The following is a 21,062-nucleotide window of genomic DNA, read 5'->3' as shown; positions in this document are numbered from 1 at the left end:
GTCATCGTCCTTTCGCTGGCGGACCGGCCTTGCCGACACCCGAGGTCCGGGATGCTCGCCTGCCGCGGGCCAGCTCAGTGCCCAGGGCATCGAGCCGCTGATTCCAGAACCCGCGAAACCGGTCCAACCACTCGTCGACCTCGCTCAGCGGCGAGGGGTCGACGGCGTAGAACCGGCGGGCTCCCTCGGCCCGGACCGAAGCGAACCCGTTCTCGCGCAGAACGCGCAGATGCTGCGAGACAGCCGGCTGGGACAGTGCGAACTCGGCTCGAATCACGTCGGTGATCGCGCCCGAGGTCTGCTCGCCGTCGGCGAGCAGTTCGAGAATGCGGCGGCGCACCGGGTCGCCGAGAATGTCGAACGCGTGCACTACCCGGATCATACCGGCTCTCGCTTATATAAGCCAGCGCCGGTACTTGGTCCATCCACGGTGTCGGCGCCCGATCCGTCTCGCCAATGCCGGTGTCGACCGAGACCTGCTCCCGGCGTCAGCAAGACCGATGTAGTCACCCAGCCCGCAACGCGCCGGTGCCATTGGCCGCACGGTGAAACCCGGCCGTCAGGGCAGGTCGGCGGTGAGCAGGCGCAGGCCCTGTTCGAAGAGGTCGGTCAGGTCGGTTCCGGTCAGATGGTCTTGGGCCTCGGCGAGGTGTGGATAGTCGCCGTCTTGGATTGCTTCGCGCAGGTGGCCGATGTCGGCGGGCAGGTCCGGGCCGGACTGGATTGCTGCTTGTTCTTCGAGGGTGTGGCCGGTTGCGAAGTGCAGGACCAGCAGCGCAGTTTTCATCGCCGCTGCGGCGTCGAGGCCGGTTTCCCGCAACGCGCCGTTGAGGGCTTCGGCGAAGCCCAGGGTGTTCGGCCCGATGGCGTGCGTGCCCGCGTACACCCGCGCACCGTCGCGATAGGACAGAAGTGCGGTGCGCAGGCTTCTCATCAGGGCCAGCACCCGTTCGCGCGGCTCGGCAATTCCGTCGGCGGCGGTGCGGCAGCCGTCCAGCATCGACTCGGCCATGGCGGTCAGCAAGGCCGTTTTGGTCGGGAAGTAGCCGTAAAGCGTCCCCACCTGGACGCCGACCGCGGTGGCCAGTTTCCGCATGGTGAGCGCGTCGAGGCCCTCTTCGTCGAGCAGCCGGAGCGCGGCGGCGGTGACGTGGGCCCGGTCGGCGGCGGGCGGGCGTCCTCGGGTGCGGGGCTGGTGCGCGGTCATGGCGTGGCCAGCCTAGCAGCGTGTTTGACAGCTTCGCGCTTCCTCAGGACACTGGCGGCAGGCTTAAATGAACGTTGTTCGGAAAATAATGGAGGCGGCTGTGGACACCGAGGTCGTGATCAGTGGGGCGGGCCCGACGGGGCTGCTGCTCGGCGCGGAACTGGCGCTGGCCGGGGTGCGGGTCCGGATCCTCGAACGGCAGCAGGCGCGGCACGGCCAGTCGCGCGCGCTCACGCTGCATCCGCGCAGCATCGAGATGCTCGAACTGCGCGGCATCGCCGACCGGTTCCTCGCCCAGGGCCGCACCGTCCCGAGCTGGCATTTCGCCGGGCTCTCGCGGAAGCTCGACTTCTCCGCGCTGGACACCCGGCACGGCTACACGCTGTTCCTGGAGCAGGCGCGGACCGAGCAGCTGCTCGGAGAACGCGCACGCGAGCTCGGCGTCGAAATCTCGTACGGACACGAAGTCGTGTCGCTCGTCCAGGACGACGACGGGGTCGATGTCACGGGCATCGGGCCAGACGGGGACTTCCGGCTTCGCGCCGCGTATCTCGTGGGCTGCGACGGCGGCCGGAGCAAGGTCCGGGAGTCCGCCGGCATCGGTTTCCCGGGTTCGGACGGCACGATGAGCTCGATGCTCGGCGACTTCGCGGTCGTCGACCAGGAAGCGATCGCCGCGGCCGGGCGCGTTCCGCTGCTGATCGCCCCGCTTTCCGGAGGGCTGACCCGCATCGTGATCACCAGTCCGGAGCGCATGCGCGTCCCGGCAACGGAACCCGTGACGTTCGAGGAGTTCCGCGCCACCCTGGTGGAGCTGACGGGCACCTCCTTCGGCATCGCGGAGCCGCGCTGGCTTTCGCGCTTCGGCAACGCCACCCGGCTGGCCGAGCATTACCGGTCCGGCCGCGTTTTCCTCGCGGGCGACGCGGCGCACATCCATTTCCCGGCGGCGGGCCAGGGCCTCAACACCGGCCTGCAGGACGCGATGAACCTCGGCTGGAAACTCGCCGCCGACCTCAACGGCTGGGCGCCGCCGGGCCTGCTCGACACCTACCACGCGGAGCGTTTCCCGGTGGGGCAACTGGTCGCCGACAACACCCAAGCCCAGACGCTGCTGCTGGAACTCACCCTGGTCCCCGACTACCAGCGCCCGGTCGCCGCGCTGCGCGGACTGCTGGATTCGTTGCTCGAAATCCCTGAGGTCAACGCCCGGCTGGCCGGTCTGGTGTCCGCCCTGTCGACGTCCTATCCAGCACCCGACGGCGACCCGCTCGTCGGCACCCGGGCGCCCGGCCGGATGCTCGGGTCGCAAGGCGCGAATCTGTTGCACGACGGCACTTTCGGCTACTTCGGAGACGGCGCGGAGCAGGTCGCCGAAGGCTGGAAAGACCGGATCACGGCGACCAGCACCCGACCCGAGAACCTCAGCGAACTCCTCGTCCGGCCGGACGGCCACATCGCATGGGTCCGCCGCGAAACCGATCCGCCGGACGCCGCGCTCCGGGAAGCCGCGATCACCGCCTGGGCCGGCGCGGCGGCGCGGCGATGACCGAGTACCTGACCCCTCCCGGGCTGCACCGCATCCCCGGAGCCTTCACCCCGGTCGTGCGCGTCGCCGACCTCGTTTTCCTTTCCGGGCAAGTCGCCTGGGACGAGCACGGGAACCTCTGCGGCGAGGACCACGCGACCCAGATGCGGCGGATCGCGCACAACCTCGACGTCGCGCTCGCCGCCGCCGGCTGCGGCCGCGAGGACATCGTCAAGGAAACCGTTTACGTCGTGGACTATCGCCCCGAGCTGCTCTCCGGACTCTTCGCCGCACTGCGCGAAGGAATGCCCGCAGCTCCGGCGAGCACCCTGGTCGGAGTCGCCGCGCTGTTCGTCCCCGACGTACTGGTCGAGGTCGACGTCATCGCGAAGGTGCCCGCGCCATGAGCCACTACGTCCTGGTGCACGGCTCGTGGTGCGGCGGCTGGATATGGGACCGGATCGCGGCGCGGTTGTCCCAGCAAGGGCACACTGTCGCCGCGCCCACGCTCACCGGCCTCGGATTGCGGCAGCACCTCGACGAAGTCGGGCAACTGCTCGAAGACCAGGTCGTCCTCGTCGGCCACAGTTACGGCGGGATGGTCGTCGCCGGGCTCGCGGACGCGCATCCCGAGCAGGTGCGCGAAGCGATCTACCTCGACGCTTTCCTTCCCTCGCCCGGCGAATCCGCGTTCGACCTCATGCCGGTCCTGCGTCGGCTGTTCGCCGAAGCGGCGCAGTCTCACGACCCGTCGGGCCGGGCCGTTCCGCCGTTCGGGCTCGACGCGCTCGGATTCACCGAGTCTGCCGTGGTCTCCCGGCTGCGGCCGATCGACCTCGCCAGCCACGAAGAACCCCTGCCGCCGTCCTCGGCCACGCGGCCGCCTGGCCGCTACGTTCTTTTCGGCGAGCATTCTCCTTTCTCGGTTATGTCTGCCCGCGCTCGGGAGCAGGGCATGGAATGCCGGACCGTCGCGACCGGCCACTTAGGACTGTGGACAGCGGCCGCCGAAGTGTGCGCGGCCATGACCGGGCCGGAGGGATCTCTTCCCGGACGTCGCTGAGGCAGCGAGGTCCGGACACCCGGGGCGTGCCGGGCACACGGCGCGTCCCGCCGCGATCGGCGAGCCCGTCCGGATCAGACCGGGCAGACCCCTGGCCCGGCAGCGCACCGCCGCGCGAGTCCAGCCCGTAACGAGCCCATCCGGATCAAGCCGGGCGGATCTCTGGCCCGGCAGCGCAGCACCGTAAGTCCAGCTCCTAACGAGCCCGACCGGGCCACGCCGGGCGGCCCGCTGGTCCGGCAGCGCTCCGTCGCGAACCCAGCCTCTGGTCCGGGGCATGCGAACGCGCCGAGTTCGCCTGGCAGCAATGCTTCGCCGACCCGCGGCAGGCAGCGCCGCACTCGCACTCGCACTGGCGGTCCCCGCCGGGGAACGACCTTCCGCTGGCCCGGCCTTTCCGCCGTCCGGACTCTTCCGACATTCGTACGGCACCCGGGACATTCCCTACGAAAGTCGCCCAGTGCCCGAAAACGCGAAAAATCCCAGCACCGGCAACGCATATACGAATTGACCGCTGAATCCGGAACATTCCGTTGGTCCGTTTGGAGCATTGACGCTCCCGGGCGCCGATCCTTTACTCGACTGTGCTCGGCCGCATACCCACCGTGAGCAGCCGGGCGTGTTCCCTCTCCCCGCACCCACCGTCCTGCCTTCAGGGAAGGAAGACCTCGATGCCCCATCGCGGACTCACCACGGGCCTGGCGGCCGCCGCCGGTCTCGCCCTGTCCCTCGCGTTGCCGTCGGTCCCGGCGAGCGCAGCCTCCCCAGCCCAGCCCGTTTCCCCGGACGTCGCCGCCGCTCGCGCCGCCGACCAGGCGGTCGCCTCCGGGCTCGGCGGGCTCAGCCGCGGCCCGGCGGAGGCGTTCCGGCGCGTCGGCCAGACCGCGGGCGACGCCGGGCTCTTCTACAGCGCCTACGAGCGCACCTACCAAGGCCTGCGGGTCGTCGGCGGGGACGCGGTCGTCGTCGCGGACGGGGCCGGCAACGTCCGGGACACCAGCGCCGCGGAAACCGCGCCCATCGCCGTCGGGACGCAAGCCGTTCTCGACGCCGCGAAGGCTGCCTCCACGGCACGCGCCCAACTGCCCACTGTGGACAGTGTGAGCACGCCCGAAAAGGTGGTGCTGGCCGGGGCGAATCCGAAACTGGCGTACGAGGTCGTCGTCACCGGGCGCACGGCCACGGCGCCGAGCAGGCTGCACGTGTTCGTCGACGCCGCCACCGGCGCGGTGCTCGACCAGCGGGACGACATCAAGACCTTCAGCTCCGGGGCGAAGTCCCAGGCGCGGCCGAACGCGGTGAACGCGGCGGGCACCGGCAACAGCTACTACGTCGGCACCGTCTCCATCGACACCACCGGATCCGGCAGCTCGTACTCGATGCGCGACCCGGGCCGCCCGGGCATCAGCTGCGGCCGCGAGGGCGGGTCTGTCTACAGTGGACCGGACAACAGCTGGGGCAACGGTTCCGGGACGAACCTCGAGACCGGCTGCGTCGACACCCTTTTCAGCGTCCAGACCGAATGGAAGATGCTGAAGGACTGGCTGGGCCGCAACGGCATCAACGGCAGCGGGCGCGGCTACCCGGCGTCCGTCGGCCTGAACGACGTCAACGCTTACTGGGACGGCTCTTCGACCCACTTCGGGCACTCTCAGGACAACCGGCGCCAGGCCACGTCGATGGACGTCGTCGGCCACGAGTTCGGGCACGGCATCTTCCAGACCACGCCGGGCGGCGCGGGTTCCGGCAACGAGAACGGCGGCTTGAACGAGTCGACCGGCGACATCTTCGGCGCGATGACCGAGGCATACGCGAACAACGCGAAGGACCGGCCCGACTACGAGGTCGGCGAAGGCGTCAACCTGGTCGGCCAGGGCCCGATCCGCTACATGTACAACCCGTCGAAGGTCGGCGACCCGAACTGCTACTCGTCGTCGATCCCGAGCACCGAGGTGCACGCCGCGGCCGGTCCGCAGAACCACTGGTTCTACCTGCTCGCCGAGGGCTCGAACCCGGGCGGCGGCAAGCCGGCCAGCCCGACCTGCAACAACAGCAGCGTCACCGGGATCGGCATCCAGAAGGCCGCCAAGATCTTCTACAACGGCCTGCTGAAGAAGACCTCGTCGTGGAACCACAAGGCGGCCCGCAAGGCGACGCTCCAGGCCGCGATCGCGCTCTACCCGGGCAGCTGCACCGAGTTCAACGCCACCAAGGCAGCTTGGAACGCCGTCTCCGTCCCCGCGGTGTCCGGCGAGCCGACCTGCACGACGCGCACCACGCGCTGACCTGACGCGGCCGGGTCCCGCTCGCCGCCGCGCGACGGGACCCGGCCTGCCCGGCCAATCCCCCGAGAACACCCGCTCTCCCCACCCCAACCGAAGGAACGCACCGTCATGAAGTGGAAGACAAGAATCGGCGCCGGGGTCACCGCCCTGGTGGCGGTACTGGGCGTCGTCAGCGTGCCCGCGGCCACCGCCGCGCCCGCCTCGGCGCTCGCGGCCCCGGACATCTCGCTGGCCAACATCAAGACCCACCTCAACCAGTTCCAGGCCATCGCCCGCAACAACGGCGGCACGCGCTCGCCGCGCGGCGGCGGATACGCGGCGTCGGTGTCCTATGTGGAAAACCTGCTCAAGAACGCGGGCTACACCACGAAGCGCCAGACCTGCACGAGCTGCACCGGCCGGTCGCAGAACCTGATCGCGGAATGGCCGCAGGGCGACGCGAACCAGGTTCTGATGCTCGGCGCGCACCTCGACTCGGTGAGCGCAGGCCCCGGCATCAACGACAACGGTTCCGGCAGCGCGTCGATCCTCGAGGTCGCGCTGACGCTGGCCCGCACCAACCCGGCGATGGCCAAGCGCGTCCGGTTCGCGTGGTGGGCCGACGAGGAGTCCGGCATGGTCGGCTCGCGGTACTACGTGAGCACGCTGTCGAGCGCCGAGCGCGCGAAGATCACCACCTACCTCAACTTCGACATGATCGGCTCGAAGAACTGGGGCTACTTCGTCTACGACGACGTCGCTTCGGTCAAGGCCGTGTTCGACGAGTACTTCGCCTCCATCAACATCGAGACCGAGGGCGACACCGAAGGCGACGGACGGTCCGACCACGCGTCGTTCAAGCGCGCGGGCATCCCGGTCGGCGGCCTCGCGACGGGTGCCGGCGACATCAAGAGCTACGAACAGGCCGAGAAGTGGGGCGGCACGCCGGGCGCGGCGTTCGACAACTGCTACCACCGCGCCTGCGACACGACGTCGAACATCCCGGACACGCCGCTGGAGAAGAACTCCGACGCGATCGGCTACGCGGTGTGGAAGCTGGCGGTCGCGGCGGCTCATCGCTGATCCTGACTTCCAGCGCCCGGACCGGGCACCCGCTCCGGGCCGCCGTCGCGAAGACGGCGACCCGGAGTGTCCGGCTCTCCGGCGAGAATCGGTCCGATCAGGAACGGGCGGTGTCCCGCGAGTTCGGGCAGGTCGAAATGCTCGAACTCGTTGCGCCGCACGTGCCATCGGACGACGCGGCGAGTCAGTCCGCGGTGCGGCTGGGAGAAGACCAGGGTGTCGGGGGTTTCCCAGACCGGCGCGGACGGCACGGCTTCGCCGGACTCGCAGCCGTCGGGAAGCGGGTGTTCGCCGATGGTCCCGGTGGCAAGGTCGAGCAGTTGCGCGACGAGCGGGTCGTACCCGAACGAATACATCCGCGTGCCGCCCGGCACGAACCGCCAGCGGTGGGGTTCCGGGACTTCCCGCCGTTCCCCGGACGCGGTGAATACCGCCAGTCCCCCGGCTTCTTCGCGCAATTGCGCCCCGGACAACGGATCGAGCCGATGGACAGGCGAGGCGAGGTCCACCGGTTCCGCACCCGGTGTCCAGCGGGAAGCGACGAGGGCTCCCGAATCCGTCGTGAAGTAGACAGCGCCGTCGTGGATGCCCAGGACGCTCCGGGTCAGCTCAGGCGATGGGGGCAGGCTCCACGCTTCTTCCGTGGTCACGTCGTACAAATGCACCTGGTCCCACGTCCGTCGGCCGATATGGGTCTGCACGCCCGCCAGGTAGCGTCCGTCCGCGCTGCGGACGGGCCGGATGTCCAGGTCCACCGGAAGCTGCCGGGCCGTGCCCGACCAGTCGATCAGCTGTCCCTGCCCGCCGGACGCGGCGACGTAAATCCCGGCCAGGGTCTCGAACGCGCGGTACCGGTAGTCGCTCTCGACCCGGCCGAGGATCGCCAGCTCTCCCCCGCGCCAGACGCCGACCGTGCCGTCGCCGGAAACAAACCCGGCTCGCGGCGGAGGACCGGCCACGGTCGGCGGTTCCTCTTCGCGAACCCTTCGGACGAGCGGCACGGGCTCATGCCGCAACGGCGGGCGGGGAAGCGCCGCGACGGTGTCGTTCTCCCGGCGGATCAGCTTGTCGCTGACCGAATACTCGAGCAACGGCTCAACGGTTTCCTCCGGGACCGCCAGCAAAGCGGCCAAATCCTTGACGTGCGCCGGATCCGACCACGCCGCGATGCTGACGAGATCGGCCGCGAGCAGGATGTACACGGCGCGGACGGCGGCCGCGTCCAACCGGGCGGCCAGGTCCGCTGGCAGGTCGAGCACCTCCGTGGCGCGCCGCGGCGTTCCCTCCGAGTATCCGCCGGTGTCGTCGTCCACGAGCAGGCCTGCCGCGACCAGCAAGGGAATCGCGTCCCGTCGCGTGCGCGGCGGGACGACGCCCAACTGAGCACACACGGTGTCCGAAGGCGGTTCACCGGGCAACGGTTCGTCGAGCCAGCCGTCCTGGCGCGACATGCCCACGAGCGTGAAGTACCACGAGACTTCGATCAGGTGGTAACCCAATACCTCTTGCCAGCCCGGGTCTTCCGGATGCAACGCGGGACGGGTGCGTTTGAGCCACCGCGGCGGCTCCGGTCCGTCGGGTGACGGCCAGAACTGGATCAGCCAGACGTCGCCCTCTTCTCCGGCCTCCGCCGGTTTCCGGCAGACCCGCGTACGGAAAAGGCCTTTCGCTCCCAGGTTCAGTGCGTCGCCGCCGGCGCCGCCGGTGAGCAATCCCAGGCTCACGGCCCCGGAGCGGCTGTGAAACGGCGACTCGACAACGTCTTCCCATGCCTCGAGCCGCAGTTCCGGCGGCCCGTCGTGGGCTTCGCAGCGCACTGCTTGCCAGGGATGGCTTGCCGAGCAGTGCAGCCAGCCGTCGCCCGCTGTCGCGACCGTGCCGGACAACGCGTTCGTCGCGAGTTCGCCGAGCAGTTTGTTGTCCAGCGCGGGCGCGCTGCGGTATACGTCGTCTCGAAGCACAATGGTGCCGTAGTCGGGCAGGTACTCGTCCTCCTCGGAGAACCCCAGAAGCGTCATGCCCAGCAAGGTAGCGGCGAGGTCTGACAATTTCGGCGGCAGCGGGATTTCGCCGGTGTCAGTGCTGGATAATCTCGCGCGGCTCGCAACGCTATTCGCGAAAAGGCGACGGGCGGAGAACGGAATTCGGATGACGCGGTGGGAAGAGAAACAGAAATATCGCGGAGGACACTCGATCGTGGCACCGATCAAGGACGGTGAGTATGCGCCAAGGGTGCTCGCTCGATGCCGAGTTCAGCGTCCCGCGCAAGGGCGAAGAGCACGCGCCCAGCCTGCCCGCCCAGACCGAGTTCGGCGTCCCGCTCAAGGGCGGCGAGTATGCGCTCAGTCTGCTTGTTCGAGGCCGAGTTCGGCACCCCGCCCAGGGGCGAACAGCACGCGCAGCCTGCCCGCTGAGGCAGAGTTCGGCGTCCCGCGCAAGGGCGGCGCGCATGCACTCAGTCTGGGCAGAGTTCCCCCGCGAAACGACTCGTTGCCTTAGAGCAACAGAGACATCCTCGCGCAGCGCATGACGCTGTCGTGCAAGTCGCCGCGACGAGAACGACCCGGCAGCGACCTCAGTAGAAGCCGTCCCGCCTCACCGGCACCGGTCGCGGGTCGTACCCAAGGTCCGTGCTGATCGCCGCCGCCGTTTCGAGCAGCACTGGGACGGTTTCCTTGCGCAGCCGTTCCGGCGCGAGCCGTCCGGTGGCCGTCGACGAGGCCAGTGCCGCGACGACCGCCCCGCTCCGGTCGCGCACCGGGGCCGACGCGGACAGCAGGCCTTCCTCCAGTTCGCCGTCCACAATGGACACACCGTCCTCGCGCACCGCGGAGAGCGCGAGCCGCAGTTCCGCCGGATCGGTGACCGTGCGCCCGGTGTACGAGCGGAGCGGAACATCCTCCAGGTAGCGGGTGATCCGCTCCGGGCCCGACCACGCCAGCAGCACCCGGCCCATCGAGGTCGCGTGCGCGGGCAGCCGGGTGCCGACCGCGACGTTGATGCTCATGATCCGCCGCACCGGCACGCGGGCGACGTAGACCGCGTCGTTGCCGTCGAGTTCGGCCAGCGACGCGGACTCCCCCGTCGCCTCCGCCAGCCGCAGCAGGTGCGGCTGCGCCAGGTCGATCATCGCGCGGGTCGCCGTGTAGTGCTGGCCGATGGTCAGCACGCGCGGGGTCAGCGACCAGCGCGGTCCGTCGCTGGTCACGTAGCCCATCCGCTGCAGGGTCAGCAGCAGGCGGCGCACCGCGGGGCGCGACAGGTTCGTCGCGGTCGCCAGTTCGGCGAGCGTGGGGTTGGTGCGCTCCTCGTCGAAGGCGAGGAGCACGGCGAACCCGCGCTCCAGGCTCTGCACGAAGTCGCGCTCGTTTCCGGCTGCCGTCACGCTCCGCAGTATTTCACCCGCTCCGGTACTGGCCTTGACCTCCGTCGCCTCCTGATGCATCCTTCCAACCACTGCACGCATAGCGTTCACATCGTACGCATAGCGTACATCGCACGAGGAGGTGCGAGATGACGGTTCCGTCCCGCGAACTGCGCGACGCGTTCGGCCGGTTCGCCACCGGCGTCACCGTGGTGACCTGCCGCAGCGACCAGGGCACCCCGCACGGGGCCACGGTCAACGCGTTCACCGCGGTCTCGCTCGAACCCGCGTTGTGCCAGGTCACGCTGACCCGGCAGTCCAAGGCCTGCAGTTACCTCGACGGCGCCGCCTTCGCCGTCAACGTGCTCGGCGCCGACCAGGCAGACACCGCCTGGCACTTCGCCGGACGTCCGGCCGATCCCGGACCTGAATGGGCCGAAGGGCCGGTCGCGCCGGTCCTGGTCGGCTCCGCCGCGGTGTATTCGTGCCGCCCGTGGCGGACCTACGACGGCGGCGACCACCTGATCGTGGTCGGCGAGGTCGTCGACGTCGCTGTCGAAAACCGGCAGCCGCTGCTCTTCTACGCCGGCGCGTTCCGCGAACTCGGCCCCCGCGAGACCGGCACCCACTGGGGCGGCTCGCTCGACTGCCCCGAGGCGGGCTGGTTCGGCGCCTCGACCACGTTCACCCCGCTGCGGCCGTACGCCGCCTGACCGCCACCCGAAAGGACATCGCCATGACCATCCAGCAGGACCGCTCAGAGACCTCCGAGACCGCCGCCCCCACCGCTTCCGCGCCGATGACCGGCGACGAATACATCCAGTCCGTCCAGGACGGACGCGAAGTGTGGATCTACGGCGAGCGCGTCAAGGACGTCACCACGCACCCCGCCTTCCGCAACCCGGTCCGGATGACCGCCCGGCTGTACGACGCGCTGCACTCGCCCGACACCCGCGACGCGCTGACCGTGCCGACCGACACCGGCAACGGCGGGGTCACGCACCCGTTCTTCCGCAGCCCGCACACCGTGGACGACCTGCTCGCCGACCGCCGCGCGATCGAGACCTGGTCGCGGATGACGTACGGCTGGATGGGCCGCAGCCCGGACTACAAGGCCAGCTTCCTCGGCACGCTCGGCGCGAACTCCGACTTCTACGCGCCGTTCGAGGAGAACGCGAAGCGCTGGTACAAGGAATCGCAGGAGAAGGTCCTGTACTGGAACCACGCGATCATCAACCCGCCGGTCGACCGGAACCTGCCGCCGGACGAGGTCGGCGACGTGTTCATGAAGGTGGAGAAGGAGACCGACGCGGGCCTGATCGTGTCCGGGGCGAAGGTCGTGGCGACCGGTTCGGCCATCACGAACTACAACTTCATCGCCCACTACGGGCTGCCGATCAAGAAGAAGGAGTTCGCGCTCATCTGCACGGTGCCGATGGACGCGCCGGGCGTGAAGCTGATCTGCCGCACGTCCTACACGCAGCAGGCCGCGGTGATGGGCAGCCCGTTCGACTACCCGCTGTCCTCCCGGATGGACGAGAACGACACCATTTTCGTGTTCGACAAGGTCCTCGTGCCGTGGGAGAACGTGTTCCTCTACGGCGACATCGAGAAGATCAACGGGTTCTTCCCGGTCTCCGGCTTCATCCCGCGGTTCACCTTCCACGGCTGCATCCGGCTCGCGACGAAGATCGACTTCATCGCCGGGCTGCTGCTCAAGGCGCTGGAGATCACCGGCAGCAAGGACTTCCGCGGCGTGCAGACCCGGGTCGGGGAGGTCGTCGGATGGCGCAACACGTTCTTCGCGCTCGCCGACGCGATGGCGCGCAACCCGGACGAGTGGACCAACGGGGCGCTGCTGCCCAAGCTCGACTACGGCCTGACCTACCGGATGCTGATGATCCAGGCCTACCCGCGGATCAAGGAGATCATCGAATCCGACGTGGCCAGCGGCCTGATCTACCTCAACTCGCACTCGATCGACTTCAAGACCCCCGAGGTGCGGCCGTACCTGGACAAGTACGTGCGCGGCTCCAACGGCTACGAGGCGGTCGACCGGGTCAAGGTGATGAAGGCGCTGTGGGACGCGGTCGGGTCGGAGTTCGGCGGACGGCACGAGCTCTACGAGCGCAACTACTCCGGCAACCACGAGAACGTCAAGGCGGAGCTGCTGTTCGCCGCCGAGGCCCAGGGCACGACCGAGTCGATGAAGGGCCTGGCCGAGCAGTGCCTCGCCGAATACGACCTCGACGGCTGGACCGTGCCGGACCTCATCGGCAACGACGACGTCTCGTTCCTGAAGCGGCGCTGACCGGTCCGCCGCGGCGCCCCCGCATCCCCGGGGGCGCCGCGGTTCCGGTCCCGGCACGAGCGCGGGAGGTTCGCGTGAGCACGGTTTTCTGGCACGGCATCGCCGAGGTGCCGGACGGATGGGGTCCGTCCGTCGTCGCGCTCGGCGTCTTCGACGGACTGCACCGCGGCCACCAGCGGGTTCTGGACCACGCGGCGCGCCTCGGCCGGGAGCGCGGCGCGCCGGTGGTCCTCACGACCTTCGACCCGCATCCGGCGACCATCGCCGGACGGCCGCGCGACACGACTCCGGTGGCGACGGTGGAACATCGCGCCGAACTGGCCCGCCGGCACGGTGCCGACCAGGTGCTCGTCCTCCCGTTCACCGAATGCCTCGCGCGCACGCCGGCCGAGGAATTCGTCGACGGCGTCCTGATGCGCACCCTCAACGCCACCGCCGTGGTCACCGGCAGCAACTTCCGGTTCGGCCACCGAGGCGCCGGGGACACCGCCCTGCTGCGGAAGCTCGGACCCGCCCACGGCTTCACCGCGCATGCCGTCGACCTGCTTCCCGGCTGTTCCTCGACTCTGGTCCGCACCTTGGTCACCGCGGGCGATCTCGTTGGCGCCGCAGCGATCCTCGGCCGCCCGCACCGCGTGCACGGGACTGTCGCGGGCGAAATCGTCACGCCGTGCACCACGCTGTTGCCGCCGCCGGGGAAATACCGGGCCCGCACCCCGTACGGCGACCGGACCGTCGCGGTGGACGCCGGGGTGCTGCTCGCGGACTTGCCGGACGGGCCGACCGCGGTGGATCTCGTCGACGCGGGCTGACCGGGGTTTCAGCCCAGCCGAGGGAACAGCGCGCGGGCGTTCCCGGAGTCGATCGCCCGGCTTTGTTCGGCGGTCAACCCGCTTTCGGTGTCCAGGATCTCGGTGAACCGGGTGCTCACTTCCATTGTCGCGTAAGGGAAGTCGCTGCCGTACAGAATCCGCGCGGGATCGGCGAACCGGGCGAGCGCGCCGAGAGCGTATTCGCCCGACGACAGCGCCGTGTCCCAGTAGAAGCTGCGGAAGCGGGCCAGCCAGTCGTCGGCGGTGGGTCCGGCGGGCTCCAGCGCGGCTTGGATCTGGCAGAACCGCAACGCCGCGAAGGGGACGAAACCGCCCGCGTGCGAAAGGATGATCCGCACGTTCGGGAAGCGCTCGGTGATGCCGTTGAACACCATGTGCACCGCGTTGCGCGTGGTGTCGAACGGATAGTCCACCATCGGTCCCGGGATCCCGGGCAGCAACGGCACGAGCGGATGCGCGGGATGGATGAAGACCACCGCTCGGTGGCGGTCGAGCGCTTCCCAGAGCGGCGCGTACCGGCCGTCGCCCAGATAGACGCCGTCGTAGTTGGAGAGCAGGACCACGCCGTCCGCCCGGAGCGCGCCGAACGCGTGGTCGACCTCCGCTACCGCGCCTTCGACGTCGGGCAACGGAACCGTGGCGAACAACCCGAACCGGTCCGGGCGTTCCCGCACCAGTTCGGCGGTGTATTCGTTGACGCGGCGGGCCGTCTCGCGACGCGCCGGGCCGGTCCAGCCGGTCACGCTCGGGGCGGTGAGCGACAGTACGCTCGCGGCGATGCTGTTGGCGTCCATGAACTTCAAGTGGTCATCGGGCGTCCACGGGGGCAGCGTCCAGCCCGACGGGTCGCCGCCGTGCTGTGCGAGGGCCTCGCCCCAGAACGGAGGGACCAGGTGGGTGTGGACGTCGATGCGTTCGCGGTCGATCATGCCTCCACCGTGCGCCCTCGCCGTCCGGCGTGGGAGGGGAAGAAACCGATCCCCCTCCCCCGGAGCCCGCGCTGATGGCGCGCGACCCTCGGCTCGTCCAGCTCGGCGCGTTCCTGCACGCCCGCCGCGACGAAGCCCCGCCGCCCGTCTCCGCCGAAACGGGCCGTCGTCAAGTCCCCGGTCTCCGGCGCGGTGAGGTCGCCGCGCTGGCGTTCGTCAGCGACGAGTACTACACGCGGATCGAGCAGGGCCGGGTCATGCCGAGCGCCGACGTGGTCCGCCGCATCGCCGCCGCGCTCGGGCTCGACGACGACCAGACGCAGTACGCGCTGGATCTCGTCACCGTCCCCGACGTCCCTCCGCCGAACCCCGAGCCGAGCGATCCGTTGCGCCGCCTTGTCGACCGGATGGGCGAGATTCCCGCGGTGCTCGTCGGACCGGCGACGGCGATCCTGGCCTGGAACGCCGCCGCCGCTCGGCTGATGACCGATTTCGGCGCGGTCCCGCCGGAACGCCGCCGGTACGTGCAGATGCTGTTCACCGATCCGGTGCTCCAGAGCCGGTTCGCGGACCTGGAAGCGATGCGGCGCACGACGATCGGCATCGTGCGCGCGAGCAGCCCGGCGGGCCCGCCGACCGGGGACTGGATCGACGAACTGCTCCGGACCGACGCCGAGTTCGCGGCGCTCTGGGAACGCAACGACGTCGTCCGGCCGCACACCCACCTGCGGGTGCGCCTCCGGCTGCCGGGCGGGGTCGAGGAGACGGTGGACCAGATTGTCTTGCAGGTGGTCGACGATCCGCATCAGCGGCTGATCGCGTTCGTCCCGGCTGGATAGCCGGCCCGGTGCTCAGAACAGCGTCGCGGGTTCCACCGGCTCCGGCTCGGGCAGCGCCTCCAGGCCGGGCACCAGCGCGCGCACGTCGTCGTGGAACCGGCGGGCGAGCGCCGGTGCTTCGTCGTTGTCGGGAGTGTGCAGGAAAACCGTCGGCGAGCGGCCTTCCCGCAGCCAGCCGGCGACCACCTCGGCCCACGGCTGCCAGCCCGCCACCGTCTCCTCCACCGAGTCCCGGCCCAGATAACGGACGACCGGCCGGTCGGTCAGCGCTCGCGTCCGGCGCGGCAGCCGCGGTTTCTTCGCCCAGGCGTCCTGCTCGGCCTCGCTGGTCGGCGGGCGCTGGAAAAAGACCGTGGTGTCGAACGGCACCCACTCCGCGTCCGCGGTCGCGAGCGTCCCTTCCAGCAGCGACGCCGCGCTCGCGTCGCTGAAGAACTCGGGATGCCGCACCTCCACCGCGCGCCGCAGGTTGGCGGGGAGACGGCGCAGGAAGCGGCCGAGGACGTCGACGTCCGAAGGGCCGAACGAACCGGGCACCTGGGTCCACAGCACGGCCCGCTCGCCGAGGGGTTCGAGCGCGTCCAGGAACGCCCGCATCTCGGTCTCGACCCCGGCGAACCGCCGCTCGTGCGTCACGGTCTTGGGCACCTTGACCACGAACCGGAAGTCGGGACCGGTCTGCTGCGCCCACGTCTCGACGGTGCTCCGGGCCGGGGTCGCGTAGAAGGTGGTGTTGCCCTCGACCGCGTTGCACCAGCCCGCGTAGGCCCGCAGGCGCTCCTTCGCGGGCAGCGACGGCGGCAGGAACCGCCCTGGCCACGCCTTGTGCGTCCACATCGCGCAGCCGACATGAAGCCGTGCCACTTCTCGTCCGCTCCCCTCGCTCGCAAGGGAAATTACTACCCGGGCGCGGTCATCCGTGGGTCCGGGGCCGGTAGTCGCCGTACTGGTGACGGCGTGCGGGTCCGCGGCGGCGGAGCAGGTGCGCGGGCACGTAGTGGCTGACCGGCCGCGACCACTGCTCGTCGCCGGTGACGAGCTGGTAGGTCACCCAGCCGAGCAGCCCGCCGTCCTCGCGGCGCGCCCATTCGAACAGCAGCCCGGGGTGCTCGGTCTCGATCCGCAGCCCGGCGCGGTCGCGCGGCGCGAGGATCTCGGTGCCGAGCACGAGCAGCTTGCGCACGCCCACCCACACCGGAATCGGCGGATCCACTTTCCGCACCGTCGACGGCCACTCGCTCACCTCAGGCTCACCTGCTCGCTTCCCCGCTCCCGGACCGCCCGCGGTTCCCGGCGGCCCGCACGGGAGTCGAACATGTGTTCGCATCGGGTGTCAAATGGGACTGGACCGCGGGTGACCGGCGTCTCGGGGCCGCTCCCGGCTTCGGGACAAGGCACAAACGGACGCGGCGATTTTCGTGTTTTCGCCGATGACGCGCGTCGGGGCCGCTGCTTAGCATCGTCGGGGCAGACGCCCGGGTGCCCGAGCGAGATCGAAGGGGATTTCGTGATGACCAACGCCGCAGAAGTCGTTCGCCTTGATCCGTCGGACCCGGCGTTCGGCGCCGACCGGCACGCCGCCTACCGCCGTCTCCGCGAGGCCGCCCCGGTCGCGCGGACCGTGGTCAACGGGCAGGATTCCTGGCTGCTCACCGGGTACGCCGAGGTCGAGAAGGTCCTCAAGTCCCCGGCGAACACGGTGCAGCCGCACCCCGGCGAGTTCCCGGCGCACATCGGCTCCGGCCCGGCGGCGGAGTTCTACCGGTTCTCCCTGCCGAACGTCGACGCGCCCGCGCACACCCGGCTGCGCAAGCTCGCGTCGCCCGCGTTCCAGCCGCGGTCGGTCAAGCGGATGCGCGCGTGGGTGGAGGAGATCGTCACCGCGGGGCTGGACGAACTGGCCGGGCGCGACGGCGTGGTCGACTTCGTGCGCGAGTACGCGATGAAGATCCCGGCCCTGATCGCGTGCCGGCTGCTGCACGCGCCGATGGCCGACGCCGCGACGGTCCTGGAACGCATGCCCGGCCTCAACGCCGTCCTCAGCCAGGGCGACATCACGCCGGAACAGCTCGCGGAAGCCGACGCGACGGCGCAGTTCTATTTCGACTACATCGGCGACATCGTCGACACGCTGCGCGGAAAGCTCGACGAGGACGACCCGGTCGGCGCGCTGCTGCTCGCGGAGGCGGACGGCGAGCGGCTGTCGCGGACGGAGCTGGTGGTGACCCTGGTCGGGTTCTTCGTCGCCAGCTACCACACGACGATGGTCGCGATGACGAACGCGGTCTACGCGCTGACCTCGAACAAAGACCAGTTCCGCGCGCTGGCCGGCGACCCGTCGACGGCGAGGGCGGCGTGGGAGGAGAACCTGCGGTTCGAGGCCCCGGTGCATTTCGTGTGGCGCTACGCGGGAGCCGGCCTGGAACTGGGCGGAATCCCGATCCCCGAGGGCGACCATCTGCTGCTCGGGCTGGCCGCCGCGAACCGCGACCCGGCCCGGTTCGAACGGCCCGACGCGTTCGACCCGCGCCGCCCCGACAACCGGCATCTCGCGTTCACCGCGGGCGGGCACTTCTGCCTCGGCGCGCCGTTGTCCCGGCTGGAGGGCGAGATCCTGCTGCGCGAACTGCCGCGGCGGCTGCCCGATCTGGAACTGTGCGACGCCGAACCGCCCCGCACGACCGACCTGACTTTCGCCATGATTTCCCGGCTCGACGTCGCGCCCCGGGGTCGGTGATGGGCGGCCGGTGGGGCCCCGGCGGCGCGCAGTGCGCGGTCGCGGTCACGTTCGACCACCTCGGCGAAGCAGCCGAGATCCAGCTCGGTTCGGCCCAGCCGACAGGCGATCACCACAGCGTGACGCGAGAGCTTCCGGCCTTGCTGACTATGCTGGCCGCTCACCAGTACTCCGCGACGTTCTTCGTGGAGGCGTGGAATTTCCGGCAGTACCCGGACGCGGTGTGCGCGATCGCGGAGGCGGGCCACGAGGTCGGCTGGCACGGCTGGCTGCACGAGCCGTGGCACCGTTCGTCGGCGGAGGAGATCGACGAGTCCCTCCGGCTGAGCCTGGACGCCTTCGTCGAGCTAGGCATCCGCCCGCGCGGCGCCCGGCCTCCTGCGGGACTGCTCGGATCGCACTCGATCGACCTCCTGGCCGAGCACGGCTTCGACTACGTCTCGCTCGCCGGAACGGCCTTCGGGACCGCGATCGGCGACGCGGCGAGGCTTCCGCTTCTGCCGTATCCCTGGCACGGCGTCGACGGCGCCTACTACATCCCCGGTTTCACCCGGCTCCGCCAGCCGCCCGGCGACGAGCCCGTCGGCCCCGGCGGACTTCTCGACGGCTACGCGGCGATCGTGGACGACACGGCGGCCGCCGGCGGCTGCACCGGACTGATCTTCCACGTGCCGTGGCAGGACCGCCCCGACCGGGTCGCGGCGATCGGGACGCTGGTGGACCGGCTGGCCGCGGACGACCGCGTCTGGCTCGCCCGGGCCGACGAAATCGCGGACTGGGTCCGCAGCCATCCGGCGGACTTCCCCGCCGCCGCCCACGTCGACCGGGTGCCGGCGTGGTGAGCGAGGCGTCCCGGCCGCGGTTGTCGGCGGTCCCCGGACCGGTGGACCGCGACCGGTTCTGGGCGTCGGTCGAGGACACGCTGGACGAACTGGCGCGTGGGCTGGTCGCGCGGATCCGGGCCGAACTGCCGTCGTACGCGCGGCTTCCGGAGGACGAGCACTTCCGGAACGTCCGGGCGCTCTACGGGACGATGACGCGCAGCCTCGCCGCCGGGTCACCGCCGGATCCCGAAGTGCTGCAATCGATCCGCGCCTCCGCCCGGCGGCGCGCGTACTACGACATGCCGGTGTACGACGTGCTGGCCGCTTTCCATTACGCGCACCGGGATTTGTGGGAGGCGCTGCGGCGATCGGAGCTGGCCTCGGAGGCGCTGCTGGTCGAACTGGTCGGCCCGATGGCGCACTGGTCGCAGGCGATGAGCCAGGCGGTCGTGGACGCTTACGTGGCTCAGCAGGGCGGCCGCGAGCAGCACGAACGCGAGACGCGGGCGCGCTTTTTCGATCTCCTGCACGCCGACGGGCCCGGCGAGGGCATCGCCGACGTGATGCGCGAACTCGCCTTCGACCCGGACGGGGAGTTCACCGTCCTCGTCGCGGGCAGCCGCTGGTGGCCGCGCGAATCCGTCGACGCGCTGCAGCGCGCGGGACGGCGGATCACCGGGGTGCTGCACGTCGACGCGCGGGCGGGGCTGATGACGGTCGTGTCCCAGGGCGCGGCGGTCGACGACGTCGTGGCGCTCGCCGCCGAAGTCGGCGGCGAGAACCGGCCGCTCGGCATCGGGCTCGCCCGCACGGGCCCGGCCGGGATCCGGCTCGGCCTCGGCGACGCCGCGCGGGCCCTGCGGCTCGCCGAGGCCGACGGCCGCGCGGCGGTCCGGTTCGAGACCGAATGGTTCCGCGCCACGATCCCCGATCTCGCCCCGCTCATCGGCCCTCTCCTCGACCCGGCGGCCCGGATCGCGCGCGAGCAGCCCGATCTCGCCGACGCCGTCGTCGCCTACGCCGAGTCCGGATTCACCTTGCGCGGCACCGGATCCGCGCTCGCGCTGCACCCGAACTCCGTCTCCTACCGCCTCTCCCGATGGCACCAGCTGACCGGGCTCGACGTGCGGTCGTTCACCGATTTGGCGCTGTCGTTCGCGGCCGTCACCGAAGCCAGGAGGAACCCGTGAAGCTCGTCAGTTTCGGACCGCCCGGGGCGGAGGAACCAGGGGTGCTGGTCCGGCCGGACGCGATCCTTCCGCTGCGCGGAGCCGCGTTCGCCGGGGGATGGAGCGCACTGCTGGCGCGCTGGCCGGTCGCCGAACCGCTGGTGCGGGCCGCGGTCGCCGGACACGCGGGCACCGACCTGGTGCCGTTGGCCGGGACGCGGCTCGGCCCGCCGGTGCCCCGTCCCGGCACAGTCATCGCGATCGGCTTCAACTACCCGGCCCACGGCGGCGAGGTGCTCGGCGCGCGGCCCCCGGGCGAGCCGGTCGTGTTCCTCAAGCCCGCCAGCAGCGTGTGCGGCCCGGCCGACCCCATCGTCTGCCCGCCGGAGACCCGCCAGCTCGACTACGAGGTCGAACTGGCGGTGGTCATCGGCCTTGGCGGGCAACGGATCCCGCGCGCCGAAGCGCTGAAGCACGTGGCCGGGTACATGGTCGCCAACGACGTCACGGCGCGGGACGTCGCCTTCGGCGCGGGCGCGGACCATCCGCTGCTGTTCCAGATCGCGCGGGCGAAGGGGTCCCCTTCGTTCTGCCCGACCGGGCCGTGGCTGGCGACCCCGGACGAGTTCGACCCCGTCGGGGCCGGGCTGCGGCTGTGGGTCAACGGCGAACTCCGCCAGCACGACTCCACCGCGGGCATGGCGGTCGGGGTCGCCGGGCTGATCGAGTCGGTCAGCAGGTCGATGGCGCTGCGCCCGGGGGACGTCCTGCTGACCGGCACGCCGCCGGGCTGCGGCTTCCAGCTGGACCCGCCCCGTTTCCTCGCCGGCGGAGACGTCGTCGAGGCCGAGATCGACGGGCTCGGCCGCATGCGCTCCCCCGTCGTCGAGCACTCGCTGGAGAGGATCTGA

At 70.6% G+C, this 21,062-nt stretch carries 20 protein-coding genes; 13 read left to right on the top strand and 7 right to left on the bottom strand.

Going from position 1 to position 21,062, the window contains the following annotated elements; genetic code table 11:
• Position 1: 1 nt before the first annotated feature.
• Both WA670_RS29545 and WA670_RS29540 read right to left on the bottom strand, forming a co-directional pair.
• Entirely contained in the window at positions 2–370 is a 369-nt protein-coding gene (locus tag WA670_RS29545; protein ID WP_051729756.1) for an ArsR/SmtB family transcription factor, read from the bottom strand.
• Positions 371–559: 189 nt separating this feature from the next.
• On the bottom strand, positions 560–1,207 hold the full coding sequence (locus tag WA670_RS29540; protein WP_134729973.1) for a TetR/AcrR family transcriptional regulator: 648 nt from the start codon (positions 1,205–1,207) through the stop codon (positions 560–562).
• Between the two features lie 100 nt (positions 1,208–1,307).
• Between WA670_RS29540 and WA670_RS29535 the strand changes: the two genes are divergently transcribed.
• The 5 genes from WA670_RS29535 to WA670_RS29515 all read left to right on the top strand — a co-directional run bounded on the left by WA670_RS29535 (position 1,308) and on the right by WA670_RS29515 (position 7,145).
• Positions 1,308–2,756, top strand: coding sequence for an FAD-dependent monooxygenase (locus tag WA670_RS29535; RefSeq protein ID WP_167754188.1), 1,449 nt, complete (start codon positions 1,308–1,310; stop codon positions 2,754–2,756).
• Complete coding sequence (locus WA670_RS29530; RefSeq protein ID WP_205673216.1) at positions 2,753–3,142, top strand: RidA family protein; 390 nt, start codon at positions 2,753–2,755, stop codon at positions 3,140–3,142. Before WA670_RS29535 ends, WA670_RS29530 begins: the two co-directional genes overlap by 4 nt.
• Positions 3,139–3,798 (top strand): alpha/beta hydrolase, encoded by a 660-nt coding sequence (locus WA670_RS29525; protein ID WP_134729977.1) that lies wholly within the window; start codon positions 3,139–3,141, stop codon positions 3,796–3,798. The genes WA670_RS29530 and WA670_RS29525 overlap by 4 nt, the downstream gene beginning before the upstream one ends.
• Positions 3,799–4,469: 671 nt before the next feature.
• Positions 4,470–6,083, top strand: a complete 1,614-nt coding sequence (locus WA670_RS29520) for a M4 family metallopeptidase (protein WP_134729979.1) — start codon at positions 4,470–4,472, stop codon at positions 6,081–6,083.
• Between the two features lie 108 nt (positions 6,084–6,191).
• Positions 6,192–7,145, top strand: coding sequence for a M28 family metallopeptidase (locus WA670_RS29515; RefSeq protein WP_134729981.1), 954 nt, complete (start codon positions 6,192–6,194; stop codon positions 7,143–7,145).
• Here the strand turns inward: WA670_RS29515 and WA670_RS29510 are convergent.
• Both WA670_RS29510 and WA670_RS29505 read right to left on the bottom strand, forming a co-directional pair.
• Complete coding sequence (locus tag WA670_RS29510) at positions 7,136–9,163, bottom strand: hypothetical protein (protein ID WP_336159489.1); 2,028 nt, start codon at positions 9,161–9,163, stop codon at positions 7,136–7,138. The genes WA670_RS29515 and WA670_RS29510 overlap by 10 nt on opposite strands.
• 557 nt (positions 9,164–9,720) lie before the next feature.
• Positions 9,721–10,530 (bottom strand): IclR family transcriptional regulator domain-containing protein, encoded by an 810-nt coding sequence (locus tag WA670_RS29505; protein WP_439098607.1) that lies wholly within the window; start codon positions 10,528–10,530, stop codon positions 9,721–9,723.
• Positions 10,531–10,658: 128 nt separating this feature from the next.
• Here WA670_RS29505 and WA670_RS29500 point away from each other — a divergent pair, with 128 nt between their 5' ends.
• The 3 genes from WA670_RS29500 (at position 10,659) to WA670_RS29490 (ending at position 13,632) form a co-directional block, all read left to right on the top strand.
• On the top strand, positions 10,659–11,222 hold the full coding sequence (locus WA670_RS29500; protein WP_134729987.1) for a flavin reductase family protein: 564 nt from the start codon (positions 10,659–10,661) through the stop codon (positions 11,220–11,222).
• Between the two features lie 23 nt (positions 11,223–11,245).
• Entirely contained in the window at positions 11,246–12,820 is a 1,575-nt protein-coding gene (locus WA670_RS29495) for a 4-hydroxyphenylacetate 3-hydroxylase family protein (RefSeq protein ID WP_134729989.1), read from the top strand.
• 74 nt (positions 12,821–12,894) lie between these two features.
• Entirely contained in the window at positions 12,895–13,632 is a 738-nt protein-coding gene (locus WA670_RS29490) for an adenylyltransferase/cytidyltransferase family protein (protein WP_167754189.1), read from the top strand.
• Positions 13,633–13,640: 8 nt separating this feature from the next.
• Here WA670_RS29490 and WA670_RS29485 read toward each other — a convergent pair whose 3' ends face one another.
• Positions 13,641–14,582: an amidohydrolase family protein gene (locus WA670_RS29485; protein ID WP_134729993.1), complete on the bottom strand. Its 942-nt coding sequence runs from the start codon at positions 14,580–14,582 to the stop codon at positions 13,641–13,643.
• Between the two features lie 74 nt (positions 14,583–14,656).
• Here WA670_RS29485 and WA670_RS29480 point away from each other — a divergent pair, with 74 nt between their 5' ends.
• A complete protein-coding gene (locus WA670_RS29480) occupies positions 14,657–15,421 on the top strand; it encodes a helix-turn-helix domain-containing protein (RefSeq protein WP_134729995.1) in 765 nt (254 codons plus the stop codon).
• Positions 15,422–15,433: 12 nt separating this feature from the next.
• Here WA670_RS29480 and WA670_RS29475 read toward each other — a convergent pair whose 3' ends face one another.
• Together WA670_RS29475 and WA670_RS29470 are read right to left on the bottom strand one after the other, a co-directional pair.
• Positions 15,434–16,258: a DUF72 domain-containing protein gene (locus WA670_RS29475; RefSeq protein WP_134730164.1), complete on the bottom strand. Its 825-nt coding sequence runs from the start codon at positions 16,256–16,258 to the stop codon at positions 15,434–15,436.
• A gap of 76 nt (positions 16,259–16,334) precedes the next feature.
• Entirely contained in the window at positions 16,335–16,664 is a 330-nt protein-coding gene (locus tag WA670_RS29470) for a hypothetical protein (RefSeq protein WP_051171685.1), read from the bottom strand.
• Between the two features lie 267 nt (positions 16,665–16,931).
• Between WA670_RS29470 and WA670_RS29465 the strand changes: the two genes are divergently transcribed.
• Genes WA670_RS29465 through WA670_RS29450 form a run of 4 tightly spaced genes read left to right on the top strand, consistent with a single transcriptional unit; the run spans position 16,932 to position 21,062 of the window.
• On the top strand, positions 16,932–18,158 hold the full coding sequence (locus WA670_RS29465; RefSeq protein ID WP_336159488.1) for a cytochrome P450: 1,227 nt from the start codon (positions 16,932–16,934) through the stop codon (positions 18,156–18,158).
• Entirely contained in the window at positions 18,158–19,000 is an 843-nt protein-coding gene (locus WA670_RS29460; RefSeq protein ID WP_336159487.1) for a polysaccharide deacetylase family protein, read from the top strand. Before WA670_RS29465 ends, WA670_RS29460 begins: the two co-directional genes overlap by 1 nt.
• The gene (locus tag WA670_RS29455) at positions 18,997–20,172 is read left to right on the top strand and encodes a helix-turn-helix domain-containing protein (protein WP_336159486.1); all 1,176 of its coding nucleotides are present in this window, start codon (positions 18,997–18,999) and stop codon (positions 20,170–20,172) included. The genes WA670_RS29460 and WA670_RS29455 overlap by 4 nt, the downstream gene beginning before the upstream one ends.
• Complete coding sequence (locus WA670_RS29450) at positions 20,169–21,062, top strand: fumarylacetoacetate hydrolase family protein (protein WP_336159485.1); 894 nt, start codon at positions 20,169–20,171, stop codon at positions 21,060–21,062. The genes WA670_RS29455 and WA670_RS29450 overlap by 4 nt, the downstream gene beginning before the upstream one ends.

The organism is Amycolatopsis sp. VC5-11 (genome assembly GCF_037034185.1).
Lineage (GTDB): Bacteria > Actinomycetota > Actinomycetes > Mycobacteriales > Pseudonocardiaceae > Amycolatopsis > Amycolatopsis nivea.
The sequence above is the reverse complement of the archived record's forward strand: the minus strand, read 5'-3'. Positions and strand labels throughout refer to the sequence as shown.

Excerpts from the sequence above, each read along its gene's own strand:
- WA670_RS29540 (WP_134729973.1), bottom strand. The coding sequence starts at position 1,207 with ATGACCGCGCACCAGCCCCGCACCCGAGGACGCCCGCCCGCCGCCGAC.
- WA670_RS29530 (WP_205673216.1), top strand. The coding sequence starts at position 2,753 with ATGACCGAGTACCTGACCCCTCCCGGGCTGCACCGCATCCCCGGAGCC.
- WA670_RS29525 (WP_134729977.1), top strand. The coding sequence starts at position 3,139 with ATGAGCCACTACGTCCTGGTGCACGGCTCGTGGTGCGGCGGCTGGATA.
- WA670_RS29520 (WP_134729979.1), top strand. The coding sequence starts at position 4,470 with ATGCCCCATCGCGGACTCACCACGGGCCTGGCGGCCGCCGCCGGTCTC.
- WA670_RS29515 (WP_134729981.1), top strand. The coding sequence starts at position 6,192 with ATGAAGTGGAAGACAAGAATCGGCGCCGGGGTCACCGCCCTGGTGGCG.
- WA670_RS29510 (WP_336159489.1), bottom strand. The coding sequence starts at position 9,163 with ATGACGCTTCTGGGGTTCTCCGAGGAGGACGAGTACCTGCCCGACTAC.
- WA670_RS29500 (WP_134729987.1), top strand. The coding sequence starts at position 10,659 with ATGACGGTTCCGTCCCGCGAACTGCGCGACGCGTTCGGCCGGTTCGCC.
- WA670_RS29495 (WP_134729989.1), top strand. The coding sequence starts at position 11,246 with ATGACCATCCAGCAGGACCGCTCAGAGACCTCCGAGACCGCCGCCCCC.
- WA670_RS29485 (WP_134729993.1), bottom strand. The coding sequence starts at position 14,582 with ATGATCGACCGCGAACGCATCGACGTCCACACCCACCTGGTCCCTCCG.
- WA670_RS29480 (WP_134729995.1), top strand. The coding sequence starts at position 14,657 with ATGGCGCGCGACCCTCGGCTCGTCCAGCTCGGCGCGTTCCTGCACGCC.
- WA670_RS29475 (WP_134730164.1), bottom strand. The coding sequence starts at position 16,258 with ATGTGGACGCACAAGGCGTGGCCAGGGCGGTTCCTGCCGCCGTCGCTG.
- WA670_RS29465 (WP_336159488.1), top strand. The coding sequence starts at position 16,932 with ATGACCAACGCCGCAGAAGTCGTTCGCCTTGATCCGTCGGACCCGGCG.
- WA670_RS29460 (WP_336159487.1), top strand. The coding sequence starts at position 18,158 with ATGGGCGGCCGGTGGGGCCCCGGCGGCGCGCAGTGCGCGGTCGCGGTC.